Origin of the sequence: Mesorhizobium sp. M1406, assembly GCF_040317555.1 — a bacterium.
Lineage (GTDB): Bacteria > Pseudomonadota > Alphaproteobacteria > Rhizobiales > Rhizobiaceae > Mesorhizobium.
In genome coordinates, this window is the sequence record NZ_JAMYKW010000033.1 from 37,114 (window position 1) to 58,035 (window position 20,922).

Below are 20,922 nucleotides of genomic sequence, written 5' to 3' on the forward strand. Positions count from 1 at the left end.
CAGGATGACCCATCCGCCGCGATGACGCCCGCCGCCCTCAAGCGCGCTCGCAGACCGCCTTCAGGATCTGCAAGGTCGGCCCCCAGTAGAGATTGGCATGCCAGACGCTGGCCGGCGCGGCGGCGATGACGATTGTCTTGATGATCGGCGCGGCAGACTCACTCATGCGGTGCAGACTATCGCGGGAGCGGCGGCGACAATATCGCCGCTCCAGGCGGTGCGGATGCCGTCACCTGCTTCATGCCCTGCGCACGAAGGCAGCAGCACGGCTTGCGAAGCCATCGCGGCCCGTGGCATCTGTCGGCTCCACCAACACAGACGGCACCATGACACCACGGCGGACACCACCAAGCGGCAGGCAGGCGGCGTCCGGCGTCAGCCTAAACCGCGCGCTGTCGAAGCTCGGCCTGTGCTCGCGCACGCAGGCCGAGGTGCTGATCGCGGAAGGCCGCGTGCGCGTCGGCGGCAAGGTGGTGCGCAATGCCTCACTGCGCGTCGACCTCAACCGCGACCGCATCGTCGTCGACGGTGAGCAAATTGTTGCCGAGCGCAAGGTCTATCTCATCCTCAACAAGCCGCGCGGGCTGGTCACCACCCGCGACGACCCGCAACAGCGAGACACCGTCTATGCCTGCCTCGAAGGGCTCGATTTACCCTTCGTCTCGCCGGTCGGCCGCCTCGACAAGGCCAGCGAAGGCCTGCTGTTGATGACCAACGACACACAATTTGCGAACCGGCTGATGGATCCGGCCTCGCATTTGCCTAAGACCTACCACGTGCAGATCGGCACGGTGCCGGATGAGGCGATGCTGGACAAGTTCCGCGCGGGCGTGACCGTCGACGGCGAGACCCTGACCGCCAGTTCGATCGAGCTTTTGCGCAGCGGTGGCCGCACCGCCTGGCTGGAGATCGTGCTCGACGAAGGCCGCAACCGCCACATCCGCCGCCTGCTCGCGGCGCATGGCATCGAGGTGCTGCGCCTGATCCGCATCGCCATCGGCCGGCTGCAGCTTGGCGACCTCGCCAAGGGGAGCGCGCGGCATCTAACGCCGGAGGAACTCGCGCTGCTGAGCGGGTAAGCGAACGGGCTCAAGGTAGCGTTCTGTGGCGGTGGGTTCTTGAGAGCGCCGCAGAAAAAACTTTTGCACCTCACCGATGATTCCCACCCACCTCCGCTGTCTTCACCTACAGGCACCGGAATCCTCCGGGCCGCAAAAGCGAGGTGATCCATGGGATCGTTACAAGGTCAGAATGTCGTTGTTGTTGGAGGCAGCCGGGGTGTCGGCCGCGCCATCGTCGAAACGGTGTTGAGCGAGGGCGCGACCGTGCTCGCCGTCGCCCGTGGCACGGAACCCCTTCAGGAACTGTCCTGGGAGCACCCCAGGGTGAAGACGCTTGCCGCCGACGCCACGCAGGACACGGCGCCCGAGGCGGTGTTCGCAGCGCTGCAGCCTGACGTGCTGGTGATCTGCGCCGGCGCGCTGGCCCCATCAGCGCCTATCCCGGAACAAAACTGGGAGGACTTTTCCGCCAACTGGGACATGGACGTCAAGGCATCCTTCCTGTTCTGCAAGGCGGCACTCCAGGGCAGGCTGAAGCCGGGCAGCCGCGTAGTGCTGATTTCCAGCGGCGCCGCGCTCAGCGGCGGGCCGCCGAATTCCGGCGGCTATTCCGGCGCCAAGCGCATGCAGATGTTCCTTGCCGCCCACAGCCAGAGGGAGGCCGACCGGCTGGGCCTCGGCCTGCGCTTCATGGCGCTGGTGCCGATGCGCATCATGGCCGGCACCGGCGTCGGACAACACGGCATTACAGGCGTTTCGGCCTATCTCGGGATCAGCCCGGCGGATTTTCTGGCCAGCATGACCGATGTGCAGACGCCGGCCGATGTCGGGCGCGCCGTGGTCACGCTCGCCGGCGGCAGGCTGCAAGGCGTCTCCTTCACGGTGAGCGGCAGCGGCCTTGCGGCGGCGGCATGAGGCGCGCAGGATGCCGGCCGAAATCAGCACCGCAGGCTCGCTATGACAGATGCTCCCGGCCCGCTTGAGCCGCTGGGCCAGCCGATCCTCGATCGGCTGGCCTTCGAGCGCCTGACAACGGCCCACCGTCGCGAACTCAAGCTGCACTGCTACCGGATGATGGGTTCGCTGCACGAGGCAGACGACCTCGTCCAGGAGACGTTCCTGAAAGCCTGGCGCGGCCGCTCGCAATTCGACGGGCGCGGTTCGCCGCGCGGCTGGCTCTACACGATCGCTACCAACAGTTGCCTCAACGCCATCAAGGCAAGATCCACGGCGTATCGCATTCTCGAACCGCCCGGACGGCCGCCGACCGAGGGGCGCGCCGCTGGCGGACCCGCCGCCGAGCTCGCATGGCTGGAGCCCTACCCGGACGTCGAGCTGCCCGATCTCGTCGACGGCGAACCCGGTCCGGAAGCGCGCTACGAGACCCGCGAAGCCGTGCAGCTTGCCTTCGTCGCCGCGATCCAGCTTTTGCCGCCCAGGCAGCGCGCCGCCCTTTTGCTCTGCGATGTCCTGGGCTGGTCGGCGCTCGAGACGGCGCAATTGCTGGGCGGCTCAACCACCTCGATCAACAGCGCCCTGCAGCGTGCCCGCGCAACGCTGGTGACGCGCTATCCCCAAGGACGACCCCTACAGCGCGATCGGCCCAACCGCGAGGAGCGCCTGCTGCTCGAGCGCTACATGCAGGCCTGGCAGGCCGCCAATCTCGACGACTTCGTCGAATTGCTGCGCGAGGACGCCACCTACCACATGCCGCCATGGCTGGACTGGTACCGGGGACGCCGGGCGATCCGAACTTTCTTCGAGACTGTCTGGGCCAATTTCGCCGGCTACCATGCGGTCGCCACCAGGGCCAACGGCCAGCCCTCCATCGCGATCTATGCGCGGCGCCACCAGGATCCCGAGTGGCGCGCGCAGTCACTGCATGTCATCGAGCCGGCCGACGGCCAGATCACCTCGCTGACTGTTTATGTTGGTCCGCTCGGTCCCGACCTGTTCGCCGCCTTCGGCCTACCGCCCGTCTGGCCCGAGCCGAACAAATGATCATCGCATCCATCTCCTGACAGAAAGCTGCCGAGGCGATCAGGAAGTTCGACAAGTAGAGACATTTGGAATTGGCCGAAGCATCCCCCAACCACGGGGCGGAGCAGGAGCGAAGATCCGTCGCGAAGACCCGTGAAATGCAGCGGACACAATTCTGCACCGTAGCAACGCTTTGAAGTCGCGGCATGGATCCCCGGGTCTGCGCTGCGTCGCTGCGCTCCTTGCTTCGCCCGAGGATGACGAAGCGACGGCGTGTTGCGCCGAGCCGGCGTTACTGCCGCCCTACTTCTGGTTCCATTTCCGAATGACCGGTTCGCCCAGATCGTGCTCGTAGCCGAGCACGCTGATGCTGGCCGTGTCGAGCACGAACAGCGCGCCGCCTTCGGGCGGCAAGCCGAGCCAACGTGCTGTCAGCACGCGCAAAAAATGTGCGCTGGAAAACACCAGAATCGAGCCGCCAGCTTCACGAAGCTGTCTGACGATCGCATTCGCCCGCGCGCCGACATCGGCCGCGCTCTCGCCCTTCGGGCAACCATCGCGAAATACGGTCCAGCCGGGCCGCTCGGCTTGGATCTGTTTTGTCGTCAGCCCCTCATAGGCGCCGTAGTCCCATTCCTGCAGATCGTCCTTCTTGACGCTCTCGGCACCGAAGCCGGCCAGCACGCTGGTGTTGTAGGCGCGCTGCGACGGGCTCGACCACACGGCTGAGAACGACAGACCCCTCAGCCGATCCGCGACACCGCGCGCGGCGGCCTCGCCGGCGGGCGTCAACGGCATGTCGGTGCGGCCGGTATGCCGCCCCGAAAGGCTCCACGCCGTCTCGCCATGCCGGACCAGATGGATTTGGGGAAACGCGCTGCCCATGAGATGCCTTTCGATGTCGCGAGCACCTTAGGGGACGATATGGGAAAGGGGAATTCGGTTGGTACAAAGTGCGTGGTCGCCTGGCCTTGATCCGCGTCAGGCTGGACCTGTGAGGAGCCCTATACCGCAACTATATCAGGGGTAGCCGCATCAAGGCTCCCGCCATCCAAGGGCATCGGCCCTTGCTCAACAGGTCGAGATCATCATGTACAAACATCTGCTCATTGCCACCGACGGATCGGAACTGGCCGACAGGGGCGTTGCCCACGGCCTGGCGCTGGCCAGCGGCATTGGTGCCGCCGTCACTTTCATCACCGTCTCCGAACAATTCCCGGTCTTCGCCTGGGGCGGCGCCATGGCCGGCTTTGCCGCGGGCGATGAACTGGCCGCCTACCAGGAAGAGGCGCGCAAGTATGGCAAGGAGGTTCTCGACAAATGCAAGGCATCGGCGGACGCGGCCGGCGTCTCCGCAGAGGTCGTGCATGTCGAGGACAAGAGGCCCGCCGAGGCGATCCTGGAGCTGTCGCAGGCTCGAGGCTGCGACTTGATCGTGATGGCCTCGCACGGGCGTCGCGGACTGGGCAAGCTGCTTCTGGGAAGCCAAACGGCGGAAGTGCTGTCCTACACCGAAATCCCGGTGCTGGTGGTGCGCTAAACCTGTCCGCAAATCTCAACCGCGCGACTGTAATGACAATGTCATTACAGTCTGCTATGGTCTGGACGAAGAAGGGAGCTATTCATGCCACCGTCACATCATCCGCTGCCGAAGAGCGTTCCGCTCAATATCCGCGTCAAGCCGGAAGTTCGTAATCTGATCGACCGTGCAGCGGAACTGCTCGGCAAGAATCGCACCGACTTCATGCTTGAAGCGTCGCAACGGGCCGCAGAGGACGCGTTGCTCAACCGGCTCGTGTTCACCGTCGAGCCGGATGTCTACGCTGCGTTTCTGACCCGTCTCGACGCGCCGCCGCAATCAAACGATCGGTTGCGCCGCACCATGACGACAAACGCTCCATGGGACGCTGCGTGACGCTGTCGGCCCCGGTTCCGCTCGCGGAACATCACGAACTCAGCGAATTTTTATCGGGCATACCCTCACTCGACGATTGGTTGAAAAAACGTGCCCGGACCAATCAGGCGGGCGGTGCATCCCGTACCTATGTGACCTGCGATGGCAACCGTGTCGTTGGCTACTACGCCATTGCCAGCGGCGGCGTGAAGATGGTCGAAGCTCCTGGTCGCTTCCGGCGCAATATGCCCGATCCGATCCCGGTTGCGGTGCTGGGCAGGTTGGCGGTCGACAAGGCACATCATGGCCGAGGCATCGGTCGTGCGCTCGTGAGGGATGCCGGTCTACGGATACTCCAGGCCGCTGAGATACTGGGAATCAGAGGTATATTGGTGCACGCCATATCCGAAGACGCCCGAGCCTTCTATCTGGCTGTCGGATTCGAGCCTTCTCTGGTCGAGCCATTGACGCTGATGGTCACGCTCGCCGATCTCAATGCGAGTCTCAGCTGACGATCGCGGGCTGCAAAGCGTCCGCTAGCGCAGAGCCTCGCCCACAAGATATACCCCCAGCGCCAGCAGCCCGACGAAGAACATCTTGCGGAAGGTCTCGACGCTCATCTTCTGGCGCAGCGCCTGGCCGGCGAACATGCCGGCCAGAGCCGGCGCCAGCGCTAGGATCGACCCCGCCAGTTGAGCCGTCGGCGATGCCAGAGCGCCGGTCCTGAACAGCCCGATGGCGAGCGCTGCCGTCGACACGGTGAAGGACAGGCCAAGCGCCTGGATCAGGTCTTCCCTCCCCAGCCGCAGCGATTGCAGATAGGGCACCGCCGGGATGACGAAGACGCCGGTGGCGCCGGTGACCAACCCGGTCGCCACGCCGACCAGCGGCGACGCCCACACTTCGTGGTGCACCGGCGTGATGAAGCCTGCCTTGGCGAGGCCGACAAGCGCATAAAGCACCAGCGCCGCGCCCAGCCCCGCCGAGGCCACGCCCGTATGCGTGCCGGTCAACAGGCCGGCACCGGCTACGGTGCCGAGCACAATTCCGGCCGTCATCGTCCATAGCCGCTTGCACAGGCCGCCAAAGGATGGCCCAGTCAGCAATTGCCAGAGATTGGTGACCAGCGACGGGATCAAAAGCAAAGCGGCGGCCTGCGCCGGCGGCATCGTCACCGCCAGCAATCCCATCGCCACGGTCGGCAGCCCCATGCCGACGACGCCCTTGACGAAGCCGGCCGCCAGGAAGACGGCGCCGGTCCAGGCGAGGATGCCGGCGCTCAGCATGGTGGCATCTTCAGGGCGGGATCAGTCATGCAGCAGCATGTCCGTGGCGTCGGCATCCGGGCTGGCGGCCTCGGGTGTGGCTTTTGCCGGCGCGGCATCACGGCTGACAGGAGTCGTCGCCGCGCATCTCTGCAAGCCGGGCTCCGCCCGCGCCATGGCAAAGCAGGCCACCGCAATTGCCAGCGCAATCGCCGCGTCTTCAAGAAGGCCGAACCGGCCTGATGCTCGTTCGCTCATCACAGACCTCTACGCAAAACTGTTTGACGAAGATCTCGGCCGATCACAATGTGGAAGTTGCGCTGCCGGCCTTCGGCCAGAACGAAGGCTGGCGCAAGGAACCGACCGCCTCCCCCGGGGCGCCGGACCGTTTGCAGGAGCAAAAAAATGCGCTTCGATCTGGTCGATCTCCGGCTGTTCCTGATGGTAGCCGAGCGTGGCAGCATCACCCATGGCGCCGAACTTGCCGGGCTGGCCCTGGCGTCGGCCAGCGCCCGCATCAAAGGGCATGGAGCAGCGGCTCGGCGCGCCGCTGCTGGAGCGCCGCCGCCGTGGCGTGGTGCCGACGGCAGCCGGACAGGCGCTGCTGCACCATGCAAGGGCGGTGCAGAACCAGATCGAGGCGATGGCCGGCGACCTCGCCGCCTATGCCACGGGTCTCCGCGCCCGCGTGCGGTTGATGGCCAACACCGCCGCCACAGCCGAGTTGCTGCGCGACATCCTGCCTGCCTTCCTTGCCGCGCACGCCGGGATCGACATCGATCTCGACGAGCGCCCCAGCCACGAGATCGCGCAAGCCGTGGCCAGCGGCACGGCCGATCTCGGCATCGCCGCAACCTGGGCCGGTCTGTCGCATCTCGAGCAGAAACCGTTCTTCATCGATCGGCTGATGGTGATCGCCGCGCGGAACTGGCCTGGCCTTCCAGGCTTGCGTGCAGCCAGTCTCAGCGACGTGCTCGGCGAACCCTTCGTTGGCCTCAGCACCGGCCATGCACTGCAGGAGCACATCGCCCGCCAGGCCGCCCGCCTTGGCGGCCATCTGCATTTTCGCGTCCGCGTGCCTGGCCTCGACAATGTCTGCCGGCTGGTCGCGCAAGGTGCGGGCATCGCCATCGTGCCGGAAAGTGCGGCGCGCCGTTCGGCGCGGACGCTGCGCACATTGCGGCTGACCGACGACTGGGCGACGCGCCAGCTCAACCTCTGCGCCCGCCGCTTCGACGATTTAACGCCGCAGGCAAAAATGCTGGCGGCAACGCTGGTCTGAGGTCGGACCAGTGACCGCACACAGCGGCGCCGCCATCCCCATCAACACTGAATCATTGCCTTGCATTTCAAAAATTCGTGACGTAGCTTGTTTGCACATTGGCAAAAAAATTGCCGAAGTTTTTTCCTTTTATGAAAGACGGGGACTTTGCGGGAACATCTCGATCTGACCGATCGGCGGCTGGTCAAACAGCTGTCGCAGGACGCACAGCCGGGCATCAACCGCATCGCCGAGATTTTGGCGATTTCGGTGCCGACGGTGCGCACGCGTCTGCGCAATCTGCTCGACCGCAACCTGCTCAAGATCGTCGGCCTCTTGAATCTGACCGAGCGCCCCGAACTGATCTCGGCCATTGTCGGCATCAACGCCCAGGGGCGCGGCCGGGCCCGCGAGCTGGCGCAGCGCATCTCCGAACTGCCCTTCGTCAACTCGGCCTCGGTGGTCACCGGGCGCTTCGACATCATCGTCGATGTGACGGTGGCCGGCGACGTCGCCGACCTCTACCGCGTCACCAGCGAGCTGATCCCGGGCGCCGGCGAACCGGGCGAAGTCGTGCGCAGCGAGACCTTCGTCGTCATGGCGTCCTGCAACAAATGGGTCAGCCTGCCGGAAGGCTGCTGGTCGGACGACCGCAAGGAGCCGGCATGAAGATCGCGGTACTCGGCGGCCTCGGCCTGCAAGGCCGCGCGGCGATCGCCGACCTCGTCGCCTGCGACGGCGTCGAGGAAATCGTCTGCGTCGACACCGCAGCGGACGGCCCGGCCCGGCTTGCCGGCCTGACCGATCTTGCCCGCGTACGCTTCGTCGTGCCTGAAGGCGCGATCGGCCCGGCGCTGGCCAATGTACTTGATGATGTCGACGCCGTCATCGACCTGTTGCCGCAGCCATTGATGCGCGAGGCGGTTCAGGCCGCGATCGCCACCCGCACGCCCTTGGTTACCACAAATTACGCCAAGTCGATCGCCGACCTGGCGCCGGCCGCCGAACAGGCCGGCGTCTCGATCATGACCGAATGCGGGCTCGACCCCGGCATCGACCTCGTGCTCTACGCGCGCGCCGCCAGGCAGTTCGACTCTATCACAGCAATCGATTCCTATTGCGGCGGTATCCCCGAGCCGAAGGCGATGGCCAAACCACTGTGCTACAAGGTGAGCTGGAATTTCGACATGGTCCTGGTCAGCCAGAACCGCGACAGCGTGATGATCGAGGATGGCGAACGCGTCGCGGTGCCGGCCGGCCAGCAGCACGCCAATCCCTTCATCCATGAGATCGAGGTCGCGGGCCTCGGCCGGCTGGAAGCCTTCCCCAACGGCGATGCGCTGCATTATGTCGAGATGCTGGACGCAGCCAAGCGGCTGCGCCGCTCAGGCCGCTACACGCTGCGCTGGCCGGGATGGTCGGCCTTCTGGGCGCCGCTGAAGGAACTCGGCTTCCTCTCCGAAGACAAGGTGCCCGGCACCTCCAACAGTCCGCGCGAATTCCTCGGCCGGCTCCTCGGGCCCCAATTGCAATATGGCCCCGGCGAAAAGGATCTGTGCGTGATGCGCAATGTCTTTTCCGGGCTCGAAGACGGCCGCGCCAAGACGGTGACGTCGGACCTGATCATCGAGCGCGACCTGGCTTCGGGCCTGTTCGGCATGAGCCTCGGCGTCGGCTATCCCGCCAGCATCGTGGCGCAGATGCTGGCGCGTGGCGAGATCACCAGACCCGGCTTGCTCAATCCGCTGCTCGATGTGCCTGACGAGCCCTTCTTCGACGAGCTTGCCAGACGCGGCATCAAGGTCACCGAAACGGTGGCCTGGGACTGAGGATTTTCGAACGGTGGCTGCCGCCGGCAACGGCGCCGCCGCTCAAAAAGCACCCCCAAAGGGTGAAAAACAACGAAGACGTGGAACAATAAAACAAGGAGGACTACCAAAATGAAGATTGCCAGACTTTTCATCGCCGGACTTGCGCTCGCTGGGCTCACCACTGCCGCCACAGCCGGAACACTGGACGACATCACCAAGCGCGGCGAACTGCGCGTCGCCGTGCAGACCCAGGGACCTCCCTTCTCACTGGTCGGCGCCAATGGCGAACGGACCGGCAGTTCAGTTGAACTCGCCGAATTGATGGCCAAGGAAATGGGCGTCAAGATTACCTTCCTCGACTTCGACTGGGACGGGCTGATCCCGGCGCTGCTTTCGGGCAAGGCCGATCTGCTAGTCGCCGACATGACGCCGACGCTGGCGCGCGGCATGAAGGTCGCCTTCACCACGCCTTACATGTATACGGGCAGCACCGTCTTCACCAAGGCCGACAGCAAGTTCAAGACCACCGAGGATTGCAAGGCCAAGGGCACCAAGATCGCCGTGCTGCTGGGTGCCACGGGCGAAAAGGAAGCCAAGACCGCCTTCCCCGATGCCGACATCAAGAGTTACAAGGGCGGCGGTCCGCTGCTGCTCGACGCCGTCAACAACGGCCAGGCCGATTGCGGCGTCAACGACATCTCGGCGGTCAAGGGCCAGTCGACCGCTTATCCGGCCGGCTCCTTCACCATCATGCCGGACCTTTTGTCGAAGGAACCGCTTGCCTTCGCCACTCGCTATGACGAGCCGGAACTGCTGGTCTGGATGAACCTGTTCCTCAACCAGGTCAGCATCGACGGCCGCCTGCAGAAGAACCTCGACTACTGGGTCAATTCCGACGCCTGGAAGAAAGATCACTGAGGAATTGGCGAGTAGGGAGTAGGGACTAGGGAGTAGCGAATAGGGAGTAGCGAGTAGGGAATGGCCGTTCCGGCCATGCTCTGCTGCTCCCTACTCCCCTATTCGCTACTCCCTATTCGCTACTCGCTATTCGCTATTCGCCCTTCCCTCTTCACCGCCGCGCGCCCATGCTCGAAAATTTCAGCTTCCGCACCATCGTCGAATATCTGCCTCTGTTTGGGCAGGGTCTGATCACGACCGTCTGGCTGTCGGCGCTGTCCTTTGTCGGCGCGCTCATTGTCGGCATCGTGCTGTGCGCCATGAACCTGCAGCGCGGCTGGCTGTTTCGCGTGCCGGCCAAGGCCTATATCGACGCGGTGCGCGCCACGCCCTTGCTGGCGCAGCTCTATTTCCTCTATTTCGGCTTGCCCCGGCTCGGCTTCGTCCTGCCCGAACTGGTCGTCGGCATCCTGGCGCTATCGCTCAACAGCGGCGCCTATATCGCTGAAATCATTCGCGCCGGCATCCTGTCGATCCCGCGCGGCCAGGTGGAAGCCAGCGTCGCCTCGGGCATGACCTATGTCCAGCGCATGCGCCTGGTCGTCCTGCCGCAAGCCTTCAAGGTGACGATCCCGCCGCTGCTCGGCCAGGCGATCGTGCTGGTCAAGGATTCCGCACTGCTGTCACTGATTTCGGTTTCCGAACTGACGCGCGCCGGCCAGCTGCTCGCCTCGGACCGCTTCATGCCGGCGGAAGGTTTTCTCACCATCGCCGCCTTCTACCTGCTGCTCTATTACGGACTGAAGGGACTGGCTGGCCTCTCCAGCCGCTGGCTCGGCACCGCGGGGGCGCGGACATGATCTGGCAACAGTTGCAAAGCCTCGCCGGCTCCTATCCACTGGCCCTGCGCGGCCTCGGCATGACCGTGGTGCTGTCGCTGATCAGCCTGGTGCTCGGCACCTCGCTCGGCTTCGGCCTCGGCATCCTGCGCACCGGCGGCAACCGGTTGATATCAGGCGCCATCGGCGCCTGGGTCGATCTGATCCGCGGCACGCCGTTCCTGGTGCAGATCTTCCTGATCTTCTTCATCCTGCCCGAACTCGGCATCGAGCTCGATGCCTTCACTGCCGGCATCATCGCGCTGACCAATCTGGCCGCCTGCTTCATCTGCGAGATCGTCGCCGCGGGCATCCGCTCGGTACCGACCGGCCAGGTCGAGGCGGCACTCGCGTCCGGCCTGTCGCGCTGGCAGCGCATGCGCCAGGTGGTGCTGCCGCAGGCGATGCGTATCGTGCTGCCGCCGCTGGTCGGGCAGTATGTGCTGCTGATCAAGGATTCTTCCGTCGTCTCGGCGATCGGCCTCACCGACCTCACCCGCGTCGGCTGGCTGGTGGTGCAGCGTGTGCCGAACGGCCTCTTGGTCTTCTTCCTCGTCGGCGTCGGCTATTTCATCGTCTGCTATCCCCTGATCATGCTTGCCCGCCGGCTGGAGCGCCGCATGGGTGCGGCGCATGGCGAGGTGCAGCTGTGACAGCGAATTCCAAAGGGCCAACAGCCATGAGCAAACCAAGCCTGACAAAAACCGGCATGATCGACTTTCGCGGCGTCAACAAATGGTTCGGCTCGCTCAACGTGCTGAAGGACATTACGCTGAGCGTCGAGCCGCGCGAGGTGGTCGTCGTTTGCGGCCCGAGCGGCTCGGGCAAGAGCACGCTGATCCGCTGCGTCAACGGCCTGGAGGCGATCAAGGACGGCGACCTCGTAGTCGACGGCCAGCGCCTCGGCGATCCCGCCACCAACATGACGCAGCTGCGCACCGAGATCGGCTTCGTCTTTCAGGCGTTCAACCTCTACCCGCACAAGACCGCGCTCGAAAACGTGACGCTGGCCCCCATCCATGTCCGCAAGATCCCGCGCGCCGAGGCCGAAAAGGCCGGCCGCGAATTACTGGCCAAGGTCGGGCTGGCCGACAAGGTCAATGCCTATCCGGCGCAGCTCTCCGGCGGCCAGCAGCAGCGCGTGGCGATCGCGCGCTGCCTCGGCATGCGGCCCAAGATCATGCTGTTCGACGAGCCGACCTCCGCACTCGATCCCGAGATGATTTCCGAAGTGCTCGACGTCATGGTGGCGGTCGCCGAGGAAGGCATGACCATGATGGTGGTGACGCACGAGATGGGCTTTGCCCGCAAGGTCGCCCAGCGCGTGGTGTTCATGGACGCCGGCGCCATTGTCGAAAGCGGCACGCCCGACGAGTTCTTCTCCCACCCCAAGACCGACCGCAGCCGGGCTTTTCTCAGCAAGATTCTCAGGCATTAAGGCGCGGTGTGGAGGCCTGTCAGTCGATGGCTCTCTCTCGGGCGGCCGGTAACGATCCCACTGTTATCGTTGCTGAAAAGGCCAATATCCAGGGTGCGATTCGCTACCATTCCCGCCAAATCGCACGGATCTTGGTAGCAAACGCACTTCGCCCGTCACAGATGTCGTTCGATGTCCATTCGTTGATGCAGGATGCGGATGACATCTAGGATCATTTCGGATTGACGGAAGAAAACGAAGTGTTGACCGACGGGATATTTGAAATAGTTCTCGCGCACTTCGGTGCGGCGGCCGGTTTTGACGCCGCTGGCCAAGGCCTCGATAGCACCGATCAAATCGTGGTGATACCGATCCGCTCGTTCAAGCGACCAGTGTTTGAACGTGTAGAGCCAGATATCTTCCAGGTCAGCTTCGGCGAGCGGTGAGAGTCGATATTGGCGGCTCTCATTTGGCATGCTTGGCCCGCATCTTCCTCAGGAATGCAGTGCTATCGAAGGCAACGGGTGCGCCAGATTCCTCGCCGGCAATGAGTGCGTTTTGCAAGGCGCGGACCTTGGCCTCATGCTCTTCGAGCAACCGCAGGCCTGCACGCACGACATCACTCGCCGAACCGTAACGGCCTGTCTGAACCTGCGTATCGATAAAGCCGGCGAAATGGTCGCCAAGGGAAACAGAGGTATTTCGGGACATGAGCTTCACCCTGAGGTAACGATGCAAACATATACCAAAAATTGGTATATGTCCATGTTCTGGCGCCCAGAAGGGGTAAGGTCCCGGTCGGTCGACGGACTCCAAATGGCAAGGGCGCGCCCGCGCCCTTAGAGTTCCCTAGTGGGATCGGCGCCGGCCGCGCCCCCAAAAAATGTCAAACACTACTCGGCCGCCTCATACCCAGCGATGCCCTTGATCTCCAAAAAATCATCGAGCCCGTATTCGGCGTATTCGCGGCCATTGCCCGACTGCTTGTAGCCGCCGAACGGCAGGCCGGCATCCCACTCGGGATAGTTGATGTAGACATTGCCGGTGCGCATGCGCGCCGCCACTTCACGCGCCTTCTTCATGTCCTTGGCCTGGATGTAGGAGGCGAGGCCATAGACGGTGTCGTTGGCGGTGGCGATCACCTCGTCGACGCTGTCATAGGGCATGATCGTCAGCACCGGCCCGAAGATCTCCTCGCGGGCGATGCGCATGTCATGGGTGACGTCGGCGAACACCGTCGGCCTGACATAGTAGCCGCGGTTGAGTTCGGCCGGACGGCCGGGGCCACCGGCGACCAGCGTCGCACCCTCATCGATGCCGGCTTGGATCAGGTCCTGGATCTTGTCGAATTGGATCTGGCTGACCACCGGGCCGAGCTTGGTGCCCGCCGCATCGGCGGGGCCGACGGTGAATTTTTCCGCAGCCGCCTTGGCATAGCCGGCAGCCTCGTCATGGCGGTCGCGCGGCACGAACATGCGCGTCGGCGCGTTGCAGGACTGACCGCTGTTGCTGAAGCAGCCGGCGACGCCCTTGGTGACGGCGCTTGCGAGATCGACATCTCCGAACAGGATGTTGGCCGACTTGCCGCCAAGCTCCTGATGCACGCGTTTGACCGTGTCGGCGGCGGCCTTGGCCACCAGGATGCCGGCGCGGGTCGAACCGGTGAACGACATCATGTCGATGTCGGGATGGCTGGACAGCGCCTGGCCGACGCCCGGACCGTCGCCATTGACGAGGTTGAACACGCCCTTCGGTACGCCGGCCTCGTCGAGGATCTCGGCGAAGATGATGGCGTCGAGCGGCGCGATCTCGGATGGCTTCAGCACCATGGTGCAGCCGGCGGCGAGTGCGGGACCGACCTTGCAGGTGATCTGGTTGAGCGGCCAGTTCCACGGCGTGATCAGACCGACGACGCCGATCGGTTCCTTGACCACCAGATGGTGGCCCTTCACGTGGCGAAATTCGAACGTCTTCAGCACGTCCGCCATCTTCTGCAAATGCGCAAGGCCGATGCCGACCTGGCTGTCCAACGCCATCTGGCGCGGCGCACCCATCTCACGCGACACGGCAATCGCCAGATCGCCACTGCGCTTCTTGTAGACCGTGATGATGCGGTTCAAGAGTTCGAGCCGCTCGCCAACCTCGGTGAAGCCAAATGTATTGAAGGCGCGCCTGGCGGCGGCCACCGCCTTGTCGACATCGGCCTTGGAGCCGAGCGAGATTTGCGCGAAGGCATCCTCATTCGACGGATCGATGACGTCGACCGTGTTGGGCACAACAGGATCGACCCACGCGCCATCGATATAGAACCGCAGATTGTGTGACATGGTTTCTCCTTGGGATGCACCGCATGGCCGTGCCAGCCGTCATATGTGGCTGGAGATAACGATGCACAAACGCCGCTGTCAAACGCAACCCGGAAGTCGTTGAGCCAGTGCGTCAGTCGTTGAGCCAGGACCAGCGGCAATCTGGCTGTTTGCGTCAGCCCGCCAATCGTTTGCTCATATAGACCGTCACGCCGTTCATGAACGGCTCTTCGCGGTCGATCGTATAGCCATGCTTTTTGTAGAGCGAGACATTGGCCTCGAACGCACCATTGGTCAGCAGGCGAAGCTCGAGGCGACCCGCTTCGACTGCCTTCTGCTCGGCCCGCTCGAGCAGCAGCCGGCCGATCCCCCTGCCCTGCTCATCCGGTGCGACGCAGACATTCTCGATCCAGAGGTGATCGTCGGTCAGGATGGTTTCGATCATCCCGACAATGCCGCCATCCTCGACAGCGAGATCGAATGGATGCTCGGCAACGGCCTTGTCGTAGTCGGTGCGCATCGGCAGCGGCTCGCGGCCGATCACCGGCACCCATTTGGCATAGGCGGCCCGCACGATACCCCTGATCGAAGCTGCGTCAGCGGGCTCGGCCGGCCGAAACCGGATGGAAGAAACGAGGCTCATGAAAGTGCTCCAGACATGAAAACCCCGCCGGCTTATGTCGCGGGCGGGGCTGGAAACGAACGAACCGGATCTATTCCGCCGGCCTTTGTCGTCGCGCAATCAGCTTGCCGTTCCGCATGGTGCGGGGGCGGCGTCGCTTGTCGGTGGCGGGCGCGAGAACGAGCATGGCGTCAAGCTGAAGCAGGAAGCGCGGCGCTGTCAAGACGGCTGCTCGATCGATAGCGCTTCTCGCATCGGCAAAACGCGGTTCTGGTCCTCGCGCCTGTTGGGCATGGAATCGCTATATACTTTGCGCCAACGGCAATTTGATCGATGGAAAAATATGACCGGGACGCTGAACAAGACGGTGCGGATGGTTGCCATCCTGAACGCGAGTTCGCACAAGGCCAAATTTCAAACTGAGACGCACCCGCCCGACACAAGCCTTGCGTCCTCAATACTTCCGCGCCGTCGGCCTAAAAGGATCTCGTTGATGTCGACCTCGTCAGGCTGGCTCATGGCGAACACCACCGTCCTGGCGAAGGAATTGGCCGGGATGGCGACGCGGTCGTAGAGCGCGTGCACGCTCGCGGCGACATCGGCCTCGACCTATGGTGGGCTCTATGCCTGGAAAAGACCCGTCGCATGAATCCATGCGAACGCGACGCGCTTTAGGAGTCGGCCCCCGTGGCACCAGCAGCGCAATCCATCTGGATTGAATCCGCCGTCGTTCTATCTTCCTGCTCGACCGAGACCTTTCCAAGGACGCCAGCACCGGAGCAATGCCGTGACCGACACCGACCTCGCCGACGCCTATCGCGGCTACATCGCTTGCCTCAACAATCAGGATTGGGCGCGGCTGCATCGCTTCGTCCATGACGAGGTACACTATAATGGCGACCGGGTCGGGCTGGCGGGTTACCAAGAGATGCTGGAGCGGGATTTCCGGGAAATTCCGGACCTCTATTTCGACATCCAACTGCTGATCTCGGATACGCCCTTCATAGCCAGCCGGCTCCAATTCAACTGCACGCCGATCGGAAACTTCCTCGGCCTGCCCGTCAACGGCAGGAAAGTCTCGTTCAGCGAGAACGTCTTCTACGAATTTCTGGATGACAGGATCAGGCACGTCTGGTCGATGATCGACAAGGCGGCCATCGAAGCGCAGCTTTAGTCAAAGCTATCGTTCGCAAAAACCGATCGTTCTAACGAAAATAATTCGTTGGAAAGATCGATAAAGGAATGGCATTCCTCCGGCATACCCCGCCCGGAGTATTGCATTGTCTTCCTTTACTCACATCACGAACGATATTCCGAAAAGCTTGATTTCCGCCGAACTCGCCCAAGGACGAAAATCCCTCGGCGGGAATGGCGTCGTCCCCGGAATCGTCTTGGTCGCGATGATTACAGCCCTCGCCTTCTCGGCCCGCAATGTCTCCGGCTTCGCTTTGTTCAGCCCGATGATAACAGCCGTCGTCGCCGGCATGATCTATTCCAACGTGCTCGGCACGCCCGCCCATGCCAAGGCCGGCATCGCGTTTTCGCAGCGCCGGCTCCTGCGCTTCGCCATCGTCCTGCTCGGCTTCCAGCTGACGCTTGGCCAGGTGGTGTCGATCGGCGCCGGCGGCGTCGGCATCGTCGCCGCCACGCTCGGTGCCACCTTCGTTTTCACCATCACGCTCGGCCGGCTGATCGGCGTCGACGCCAAGCTGGCGCGGCTGATCGCCGCCGGCACTTCGATCTGCGGCGCCTCGGCCATCGTCGCCACCAACATCGTCACCGATGCGCGCGACGAGGACGTCACCTACGCCGTCGCCTCGATCACTTTGTTCGGCACAATCGCCATGCTCGGCTTCCCGCTCATGGCGCCCATGCTCGGCCTCGACCAGCACGCTTTCGGCCTGTGGGCGGGCGCCTCAATCCATGAGGTGGCGCAAGTCATCGGCGCCGGCTTCCAGAACGGCACCCAGTCGGGCGAGATCGCCACCGTCGCCAAGCTGACCCGCGTCGCCATGCTGGCGCCGATGGTCATCGCGCTCGGCCTGATGGCCCGCCGCAAAAGCAGCGGTCAGTCGGCCGCGCGGCCGCCGATGCCTTGGTTCGTCGCCGCCTTCGTCGCCGTCGTGGCGCTGAACAGCTTGATCACCGTGCCGGCCGAGGTGAAGTCGGCAATGGCGCTCGCCACCACGATCATGCTGACCATGGGGCTGGCCGCCATGGGCCTGCAGGCAGACATTTCGAGGCTGCGATCGCGCGGCCTGCGCCCGCTGGCGCTCGCCTTCTCGGCCTTCCTGTTCATCGGCTGCTTCAGCCTGATGCTGGTGAAATTCGCCTAGAACCCAAAGGCCGTCCTCTACGGCGCCCCCTCTGTCCTGCCGGACATCTCCCCCACTTGGGGGGAGATCAGCAGTTTTTGCGCCAGCCCGTCATTTTGCAACGTCGAAAATTGGCGGAATCGATCGCGACATCCAATCTCCCCACTCGTGGGGGAGATGTCCGGCAGGACTGAGGGGGGCGCCATAGAACGCGGCGAACGACCGTCAGTCCTTACCGAGTAGTTCAGTCCTCGAAAGAACTCGCCGCCACGTAGATCGCCGCCAGCGTCTCGATGCCGGCCTGATCGGCCTGGTCGAAGCGGGCCGGCAGCGGGCTGTCGAGGTCGAGCAGGCCGAAGACGCCCTGATCGTCCTCGAGCAGCACCACCAGTTCCGAACGCGAATCGGCGTCGCAGGCGATGTGGCCGGGAAAATCATGCACGTCCTTGATCAGCATCGAGGTGCCGAGTTCGACCGCCGTTCCGCACACGCCCTTGCCGACCGCGATGCGCACGCAAGCCGGCTTGCCCTGGAACGGCCCGAGCACCATTTCCTCATCCGATTGCAGGAAATAGAACCCCGCCCAGTTGAGGTCCGGCACCATCTGGAAGATCAGCGCCGCGGTGTTGGCGGCATTGGCGATCGAATCGCGCTCGCCCTCGAGCAGCGCCTTCAGTTGGGTGGCGAGGTCGCGGTAGAACGCGGCCTTGTCCGAGGTGTCGATGGCCTTGGCTGCAAACATGAACTTGTCTCCGTATCGAGGATCGCGGTTTCGCACCGGTCGCTTGCCAAAGTCCGGCAAGCCCGCACCAAACGACCACCGGAACAACTAGCGCGAATCCCGGTCAAAGCCAGGCAGAAGCGCATTCAACTGATAGTCCGGGCTCGTGTGCCGCCCCCTGCCTTCAGCAGCATCGCGCGGCACCGGCCACCGTATTCACGGCGAACCTTGCGACGGTCACTGATACCCGACGTTGCAGCCGACGAGCGGATCCACGTCATTTAACAGAACTTCCATTTAACAAGCAGAAGCTAATTTAAAATATTCTGTCGCGCAAACATCACAGGCTTGCCTTTCCTTGCCAACATTAGCGATTTGGTAGTCCTCCCGAATATAGGTCTATTGCGGGGCGAAGTTCTGCGTCGTAAAAAATCAGAAAAATGAGTCGGGGCGGCGGCCTCGGATATTAGGGGCCATACCGATGTTCGCCACGCATATCCGTTCCGGCCGCAAGCCGGCCGTATCGCTCCGTTCCAGCGCTTCTGTCATTACGATCCTTACTGTCGCCCTTGCGCTGAGCGCCGCGCCCGCTTGGGCTGATGGCGGCAATGGCAGCGGCGCAGGTGCTGGACAGGGGGGCGTTGACGGCGCGCCCGCAAGTGCCACAGGTCAGAATGCCGCCAATGGCGCGACCGCCGGTGGCGGCGGCGGCGGCGTTGACCTCACAACGGGCAACGGCGCTCCAGGAGGATCGGGAGGAACCTCGACGACATTTGGCGACCCAAACGGCGTTCCCGGTGCGACCGGTGCTACGGGCCAGGTCATTTCCACAAGTGGGACTATCTCCACCAGCGTCAGCGGTGGGACCGGCGGTGCTGGTGCCGCTGGCGTGGGCGGTACCGCCAGGGGCGGTGGCGGTGGCGGTGGCGGTGTCGGCGTCAGTGCCACGGCGGACAGTATCGTCACCAGCGGCGGATCGGTGACAGGTGGCACCGGCGGCGTTGGGGGCACTAACTCCAATGGCGGTGGCGGAGGTGGTGGCGTCGGTATGTTTTCGTCAGCCAATGTAATCGTCGAAGCCGGCGGCAGCGTCAGGGGCGGCGTTGGCGGCCGCGGCACTTCGCAGGGCGGCGGTGGCGGTGGCGGTGCTGCCATCGTCCTGACCGGTGGCGGAACGATAGAGAACAGCGGAAATCTGCTTGGGGGAACAGGCGGAAGAACCATCACGGGCGGCGGTGGCGACGGCGGAGCCGGTGTTCTGTTGCTGTCGGGCGGAACCATCATCAATGCGACAGGGGCGACGATCATTGGCGGGACTGGTGGTCAGGGCGGGACAGCCGGTGATGGCGGCGCGGGGATCAAGGGCGCCAACATCGCCATCATCAATGCGGGCACGATCAGCGGCGGCGCCGTCGGTGCAGGCGGCGGAACACCGATAGCCGGCAAAGCCATCGAGTTCACCGGCGGAGTCAATTCGCTGGAGATTCAGGCCGGCTCGACCATCACGGGCAATGTCGTTGCCTTCAGCTCCGCCGACACTTTCAAGCTGGGCGGCGATACCAGCACCAGTTTCGCTGTGTCCCAGATCGGCGCTGGCGCCAAATACGACGGGTTCGGGTTTTACGAGAAGACAGGGAACAGCACCTGGACGCTGACAGGGACGACGGCCGCCATCACGCCGTGGACGCTGAGCGGCGGCATCCTACAAATATCGAGCGACAGCAATCTGGGTAATTCGAGCGGCGGCTTGACCTTCAATGGCGGCACGCTGCAAACCACCACCAACATCACCAGTGCCCGGACCGTCACGCTGACCGGCAGCGGAACGTTCCTGACCGATCCCGGCACGATCCTCACGCTGAGCAATGTCATCTCCGGCGCAGGCGTTCTCACGAAAGCCGGCGACGGCACGCTGGTTTTGACGGGCGCCAACACCTACACTGGCGGCACCTCGATCACCGCCGGCACGCTGATAGGCAATACGGCTTCGATCCGCGGCGACATCGGCAATGCCGGCACTGTCGTGTTCGACCAGGCGGCGGACGCCAGCTTTGCCGGCGATATCTCCGGCACAGGCGCGATGGTGAAGGACGGCGCCGGCACGCTGACGCTTGCAGGCACCTCGCTGCTCGATTGGACCATCGACCAGGGTGGCCTCGTCTCGGCGGCCGAGCGCTTCGGCGGCGATGTCTCGATCGGCGCGGGCGGCTCCTTCACCTTCGACCAGACGGCCAATGCCAGCTATGCCGGCGTGCTCTCGGGCGCCGGCACTTTCGTCAAGGATGGCCAAGGCACGCTGGTGCTCGCCTCGGACAACTCGGCATTTACCGGCGCCACGTCGGTCAGCGGCGGCACGCTCGCCGCGGGCGCGGCCAAGGCGTTCAGTTCCTCCTCGCAGTTCTCCGTCGTCTCTGGCGCCACGCTTGACCTTGCCGGCACCTCCCAGACGCTTGCCGGGTTGACCAACGCCGGAACGGTGCGCATCGCCGGCGGA

Annotated in this window: 25 protein-coding genes and 1 pseudogene; 17 read left to right on the forward strand and 9 right to left on the reverse strand. The window is 63.9% G+C overall.

All coding sequences use genetic code 11. The features are described from left to right. Window positions 1-37: 37 nt before the first annotated feature. On the reverse strand, window positions 38-166 hold the full coding sequence (locus tag NKH03_RS23280) for a hypothetical protein (protein WP_352970744.1): 129 nt from the start codon (window positions 164-166) through the stop codon (window positions 38-40). A 160-nt stretch (window positions 167-326) separates the two neighbouring features. On the opposite strand from NKH03_RS23280, the gene NKH03_RS23285 reads away from it, so the two are divergent. The 3 genes from NKH03_RS23285 (at window position 327) to NKH03_RS23295 (ending at window position 3,062) form a co-directional block, all read left to right on the forward strand. Beyond that, a complete protein-coding gene (locus tag NKH03_RS23285) occupies window positions 327-1,079 on the forward strand; it encodes a pseudouridine synthase (RefSeq protein ID WP_352970784.1) in 753 nt (250 codons plus the stop codon). Between the two features lie 150 nt (window positions 1,080-1,229). Beyond that, on the forward strand, window positions 1,230-1,976 hold the full coding sequence (locus tag NKH03_RS23290) for an SDR family NAD(P)-dependent oxidoreductase (RefSeq protein ID WP_352970746.1): 747 nt from the start codon (window positions 1,230-1,232) through the stop codon (window positions 1,974-1,976). 42 nt (window positions 1,977-2,018) lie between these two features. After that, window positions 2,019-3,062, forward strand: a complete 1,044-nt coding sequence (locus NKH03_RS23295; protein ID WP_352970748.1) for an RNA polymerase subunit sigma-70 — start codon at window positions 2,019-2,021, stop codon at window positions 3,060-3,062. Between the two features lie 282 nt (window positions 3,063-3,344). Here the strand turns inward: NKH03_RS23295 and NKH03_RS23300 are convergent, their stop codons facing one another. Further along, entirely contained in the window at window positions 3,345-3,926 is a 582-nt protein-coding gene (locus NKH03_RS23300; RefSeq protein WP_352970750.1) for a histidine phosphatase family protein, read from the reverse strand. Window positions 3,927-4,131: 205 nt separating this feature from the next. Here NKH03_RS23300 and NKH03_RS23305 point away from each other — a divergent pair, with 205 nt between their 5' ends. The 3 genes from NKH03_RS23305 (at window position 4,132) to NKH03_RS23315 (ending at window position 5,447) form a co-directional block, all read left to right on the forward strand. After that, window positions 4,132-4,581, forward strand: a complete 450-nt coding sequence (locus NKH03_RS23305) for a universal stress protein (RefSeq protein WP_352970752.1) — start codon at window positions 4,132-4,134, stop codon at window positions 4,579-4,581. An 84-nt stretch (window positions 4,582-4,665) separates the two neighbouring features. Further along, a complete protein-coding gene (locus NKH03_RS23310; RefSeq protein ID WP_352871431.1) occupies window positions 4,666-4,956 on the forward strand; it encodes a type II toxin-antitoxin system TacA family antitoxin in 291 nt (96 codons plus the stop codon). After that, window positions 4,953-5,447, forward strand: a complete 495-nt coding sequence (locus NKH03_RS23315; RefSeq protein ID WP_352871430.1) for a GNAT family N-acetyltransferase — start codon at window positions 4,953-4,955, stop codon at window positions 5,445-5,447. Before NKH03_RS23310 ends, NKH03_RS23315 begins: the two co-directional genes overlap by 4 nt. Window positions 5,448-5,471: 24 nt before the next feature. Here the strand turns inward: NKH03_RS23315 and NKH03_RS23320 are convergent, their stop codons facing one another. Both NKH03_RS23320 and NKH03_RS23325 read right to left on the reverse strand, forming a co-directional pair. Next, a complete protein-coding gene (locus NKH03_RS23320) occupies window positions 5,472-6,221 on the reverse strand; it encodes a sulfite exporter TauE/SafE family protein (protein ID WP_352970753.1) in 750 nt (249 codons plus the stop codon). A gap of 21 nt (window positions 6,222-6,242) precedes the next feature. Beyond that, window positions 6,243-6,458, reverse strand: coding sequence for a hypothetical protein (locus NKH03_RS23325; RefSeq protein ID WP_352970755.1), 216 nt, complete (start codon window positions 6,456-6,458; stop codon window positions 6,243-6,245). A gap of 147 nt (window positions 6,459-6,605) precedes the next feature. Between NKH03_RS23325 and NKH03_RS23330 the strand changes: the two are divergent. From NKH03_RS23330 to NKH03_RS23360, 7 genes and pseudogenes are all read left to right on the forward strand, one after another. Continuing rightward, a pseudogene (locus tag NKH03_RS23330) lies at window positions 6,606-7,482 on the forward strand (LysR substrate-binding domain-containing protein). A 147-nt stretch (window positions 7,483-7,629) separates the two neighbouring features. Beyond that, entirely contained in the window at window positions 7,630-8,130 is a 501-nt protein-coding gene (locus tag NKH03_RS23335; protein ID WP_027035297.1) for an Lrp/AsnC family transcriptional regulator, read from the forward strand. Continuing rightward, window positions 8,127-9,290 carry a saccharopine dehydrogenase family protein gene (locus NKH03_RS23340; protein WP_352970758.1) on the forward strand — a complete coding sequence of 388 codons (1,164 nt, stop codon included), beginning with the start codon at window positions 8,127-8,129 and terminating at the stop codon, window positions 9,288-9,290. Before NKH03_RS23335 ends, NKH03_RS23340 begins: the two co-directional genes overlap by 4 nt. A 111-nt stretch (window positions 9,291-9,401) precedes the next feature. Further along, window positions 9,402-10,190: an ABC transporter substrate-binding protein gene (locus tag NKH03_RS23345; protein ID WP_352871423.1), complete on the forward strand. Its 789-nt coding sequence runs from the start codon at window positions 9,402-9,404 to the stop codon at window positions 10,188-10,190. A 167-nt stretch (window positions 10,191-10,357) separates the two neighbouring features. Beyond that, window positions 10,358-11,029 (forward strand): amino acid ABC transporter permease, encoded by a 672-nt coding sequence (locus NKH03_RS23350; RefSeq protein ID WP_352970760.1) that lies wholly within the window; start codon window positions 10,358-10,360, stop codon window positions 11,027-11,029. After that, the gene (locus NKH03_RS23355) at window positions 11,026-11,700 is read left to right on the forward strand and encodes an amino acid ABC transporter permease (protein ID WP_352871421.1); all 675 of its coding nucleotides are present in this window, start codon (window positions 11,026-11,028) and stop codon (window positions 11,698-11,700) included. Before NKH03_RS23350 ends, NKH03_RS23355 begins: the two co-directional genes overlap by 4 nt. A gap of 26 nt (window positions 11,701-11,726) precedes the next feature. Then, window positions 11,727-12,485, forward strand: a complete 759-nt coding sequence (locus tag NKH03_RS23360; RefSeq protein WP_502913548.1) for an amino acid ABC transporter ATP-binding protein — start codon at window positions 11,727-11,729, stop codon at window positions 12,483-12,485. A 155-nt stretch (window positions 12,486-12,640) separates the two neighbouring features. On the opposite strand, the gene NKH03_RS23365 is transcribed toward NKH03_RS23360, so the two are convergent. The 4 genes from NKH03_RS23365 to NKH03_RS23380 all read right to left on the reverse strand — a co-directional run bounded on the left by NKH03_RS23365 (window position 12,641) and on the right by NKH03_RS23380 (window position 15,413). Further along, window positions 12,641-12,940, reverse strand: a complete 300-nt coding sequence (locus NKH03_RS23365; RefSeq protein ID WP_352970761.1) for a type II toxin-antitoxin system RelE/ParE family toxin — start codon at window positions 12,938-12,940, stop codon at window positions 12,641-12,643. Beyond that, window positions 12,930-13,175 (reverse strand): type II toxin-antitoxin system ParD family antitoxin, encoded by a 246-nt coding sequence (locus tag NKH03_RS23370; RefSeq protein WP_352970763.1) that lies wholly within the window; start codon window positions 13,173-13,175, stop codon window positions 12,930-12,932. The genes NKH03_RS23365 and NKH03_RS23370 overlap by 11 nt, the downstream gene beginning before the upstream one ends. Window positions 13,176-13,357: 182 nt before the next feature. Continuing rightward, window positions 13,358-14,791 carry an aldehyde dehydrogenase family protein gene (locus tag NKH03_RS23375; protein ID WP_352970765.1) on the reverse strand — a complete coding sequence of 478 codons (1,434 nt, stop codon included), beginning with the start codon at window positions 14,789-14,791 and terminating at the stop codon, window positions 13,358-13,360. Between the two features lie 154 nt (window positions 14,792-14,945). Continuing rightward, on the reverse strand, window positions 14,946-15,413 hold the full coding sequence (locus NKH03_RS23380; RefSeq protein ID WP_352970767.1) for a GNAT family N-acetyltransferase: 468 nt from the start codon (window positions 15,411-15,413) through the stop codon (window positions 14,946-14,948). A gap of 34 nt (window positions 15,414-15,447) precedes the next feature. Between NKH03_RS23380 and NKH03_RS23385 the strand changes: the two genes are divergently transcribed. The 3 genes from NKH03_RS23385 to NKH03_RS23395 all read left to right on the forward strand — a co-directional run bounded on the left by NKH03_RS23385 (window position 15,448) and on the right by NKH03_RS23395 (window position 17,728). Next, window positions 15,448-15,966 carry a hypothetical protein gene (locus tag NKH03_RS23385; protein WP_352970769.1) on the forward strand — a complete coding sequence of 173 codons (519 nt, stop codon included), beginning with the start codon at window positions 15,448-15,450 and terminating at the stop codon, window positions 15,964-15,966. Between the two features lie 213 nt (window positions 15,967-16,179). Beyond that, entirely contained in the window at window positions 16,180-16,566 is a 387-nt protein-coding gene (locus NKH03_RS23390; RefSeq protein ID WP_352970771.1) for an ester cyclase, read from the forward strand. A 106-nt stretch (window positions 16,567-16,672) separates the two neighbouring features. After that, window positions 16,673-17,728 (forward strand): YeiH family protein, encoded by a 1,056-nt coding sequence (locus tag NKH03_RS23395; protein WP_352970773.1) that lies wholly within the window; start codon window positions 16,673-16,675, stop codon window positions 17,726-17,728. A 223-nt stretch (window positions 17,729-17,951) separates the two neighbouring features. Here the strand turns inward: NKH03_RS23395 and msrC are convergent, their stop codons facing one another. Then, complete coding sequence (gene msrC, locus NKH03_RS23400; protein ID WP_352970774.1) at window positions 17,952-18,449, reverse strand: free L-methionine (R)-S-oxide reductase MsrC; 498 nt, start codon at window positions 18,447-18,449, stop codon at window positions 17,952-17,954. 460 nt (window positions 18,450-18,909) lie between these two features. Between msrC and NKH03_RS23405 the strand changes: the two genes are divergently transcribed. After that, on the forward strand, window positions 18,910-20,922 hold a 2,013-nt coding region (locus NKH03_RS23405), incomplete at its 3' end, for a beta strand repeat-containing protein (protein WP_352970777.1).

Bases quoted from the DNA above. Each gene is read 5' to 3' on its own strand.
- NKH03_RS23280 (WP_352970744.1), bottom strand. From the start codon at position 166: ATGAGTGAGTCTGCCGCGCCGATCATCAAGACAATCGTCATCGCCGCC.
- NKH03_RS23285 (WP_352970784.1), top strand. From the start codon at position 327: ATGACACCACGGCGGACACCACCAAGCGGCAGGCAGGCGGCGTCCGGC.
- NKH03_RS23290 (WP_352970746.1), top strand. From the start codon at position 1,230: ATGGGATCGTTACAAGGTCAGAATGTCGTTGTTGTTGGAGGCAGCCGG.
- NKH03_RS23295 (WP_352970748.1), top strand. From the start codon at position 2,019: ATGACAGATGCTCCCGGCCCGCTTGAGCCGCTGGGCCAGCCGATCCTC.
- NKH03_RS23300 (WP_352970750.1), bottom strand. From the start codon at position 3,926: ATGGGCAGCGCGTTTCCCCAAATCCATCTGGTCCGGCATGGCGAGACG.
- NKH03_RS23305 (WP_352970752.1), top strand. From the start codon at position 4,132: ATGTACAAACATCTGCTCATTGCCACCGACGGATCGGAACTGGCCGAC.
- NKH03_RS23310 (WP_352871431.1), top strand. From the start codon at position 4,666: ATGCCACCGTCACATCATCCGCTGCCGAAGAGCGTTCCGCTCAATATC.
- NKH03_RS23320 (WP_352970753.1), bottom strand. From the start codon at position 6,221: ATGCTGAGCGCCGGCATCCTCGCCTGGACCGGCGCCGTCTTCCTGGCG.
- NKH03_RS23325 (WP_352970755.1), bottom strand. From the start codon at position 6,458: ATGAGCGAACGAGCATCAGGCCGGTTCGGCCTTCTTGAAGACGCGGCG.
- NKH03_RS23340 (WP_352970758.1), top strand. From the start codon at position 8,127: ATGAAGATCGCGGTACTCGGCGGCCTCGGCCTGCAAGGCCGCGCGGCG.
- NKH03_RS23345 (WP_352871423.1), top strand. From the start codon at position 9,402: ATGAAGATTGCCAGACTTTTCATCGCCGGACTTGCGCTCGCTGGGCTC.
- NKH03_RS23350 (WP_352970760.1), top strand. From the start codon at position 10,358: ATGCTCGAAAATTTCAGCTTCCGCACCATCGTCGAATATCTGCCTCTG.
- NKH03_RS23355 (WP_352871421.1), top strand. From the start codon at position 11,026: ATGATCTGGCAACAGTTGCAAAGCCTCGCCGGCTCCTATCCACTGGCC.
- NKH03_RS23360 (WP_502913548.1), top strand. From the start codon at position 11,727: ATGAGCAAACCAAGCCTGACAAAAACCGGCATGATCGACTTTCGCGGC.
- NKH03_RS23365 (WP_352970761.1), bottom strand. From the start codon at position 12,940: ATGCCAAATGAGAGCCGCCAATATCGACTCTCACCGCTCGCCGAAGCT.
- NKH03_RS23370 (WP_352970763.1), bottom strand. From the start codon at position 13,175: ATGTCCCGAAATACCTCTGTTTCCCTTGGCGACCATTTCGCCGGCTTT.
- NKH03_RS23375 (WP_352970765.1), bottom strand. From the start codon at position 14,791: ATGTCACACAATCTGCGGTTCTATATCGATGGCGCGTGGGTCGATCCT.
- NKH03_RS23380 (WP_352970767.1), bottom strand. From the start codon at position 15,413: ATGAGCCTCGTTTCTTCCATCCGGTTTCGGCCGGCCGAGCCCGCTGAC.
- NKH03_RS23385 (WP_352970769.1), top strand. From the start codon at position 15,448: ATGTCGCGGGCGGGGCTGGAAACGAACGAACCGGATCTATTCCGCCGG.
- msrC (WP_352970774.1), bottom strand. From the start codon at position 18,449: ATGTTTGCAGCCAAGGCCATCGACACCTCGGACAAGGCCGCGTTCTAC.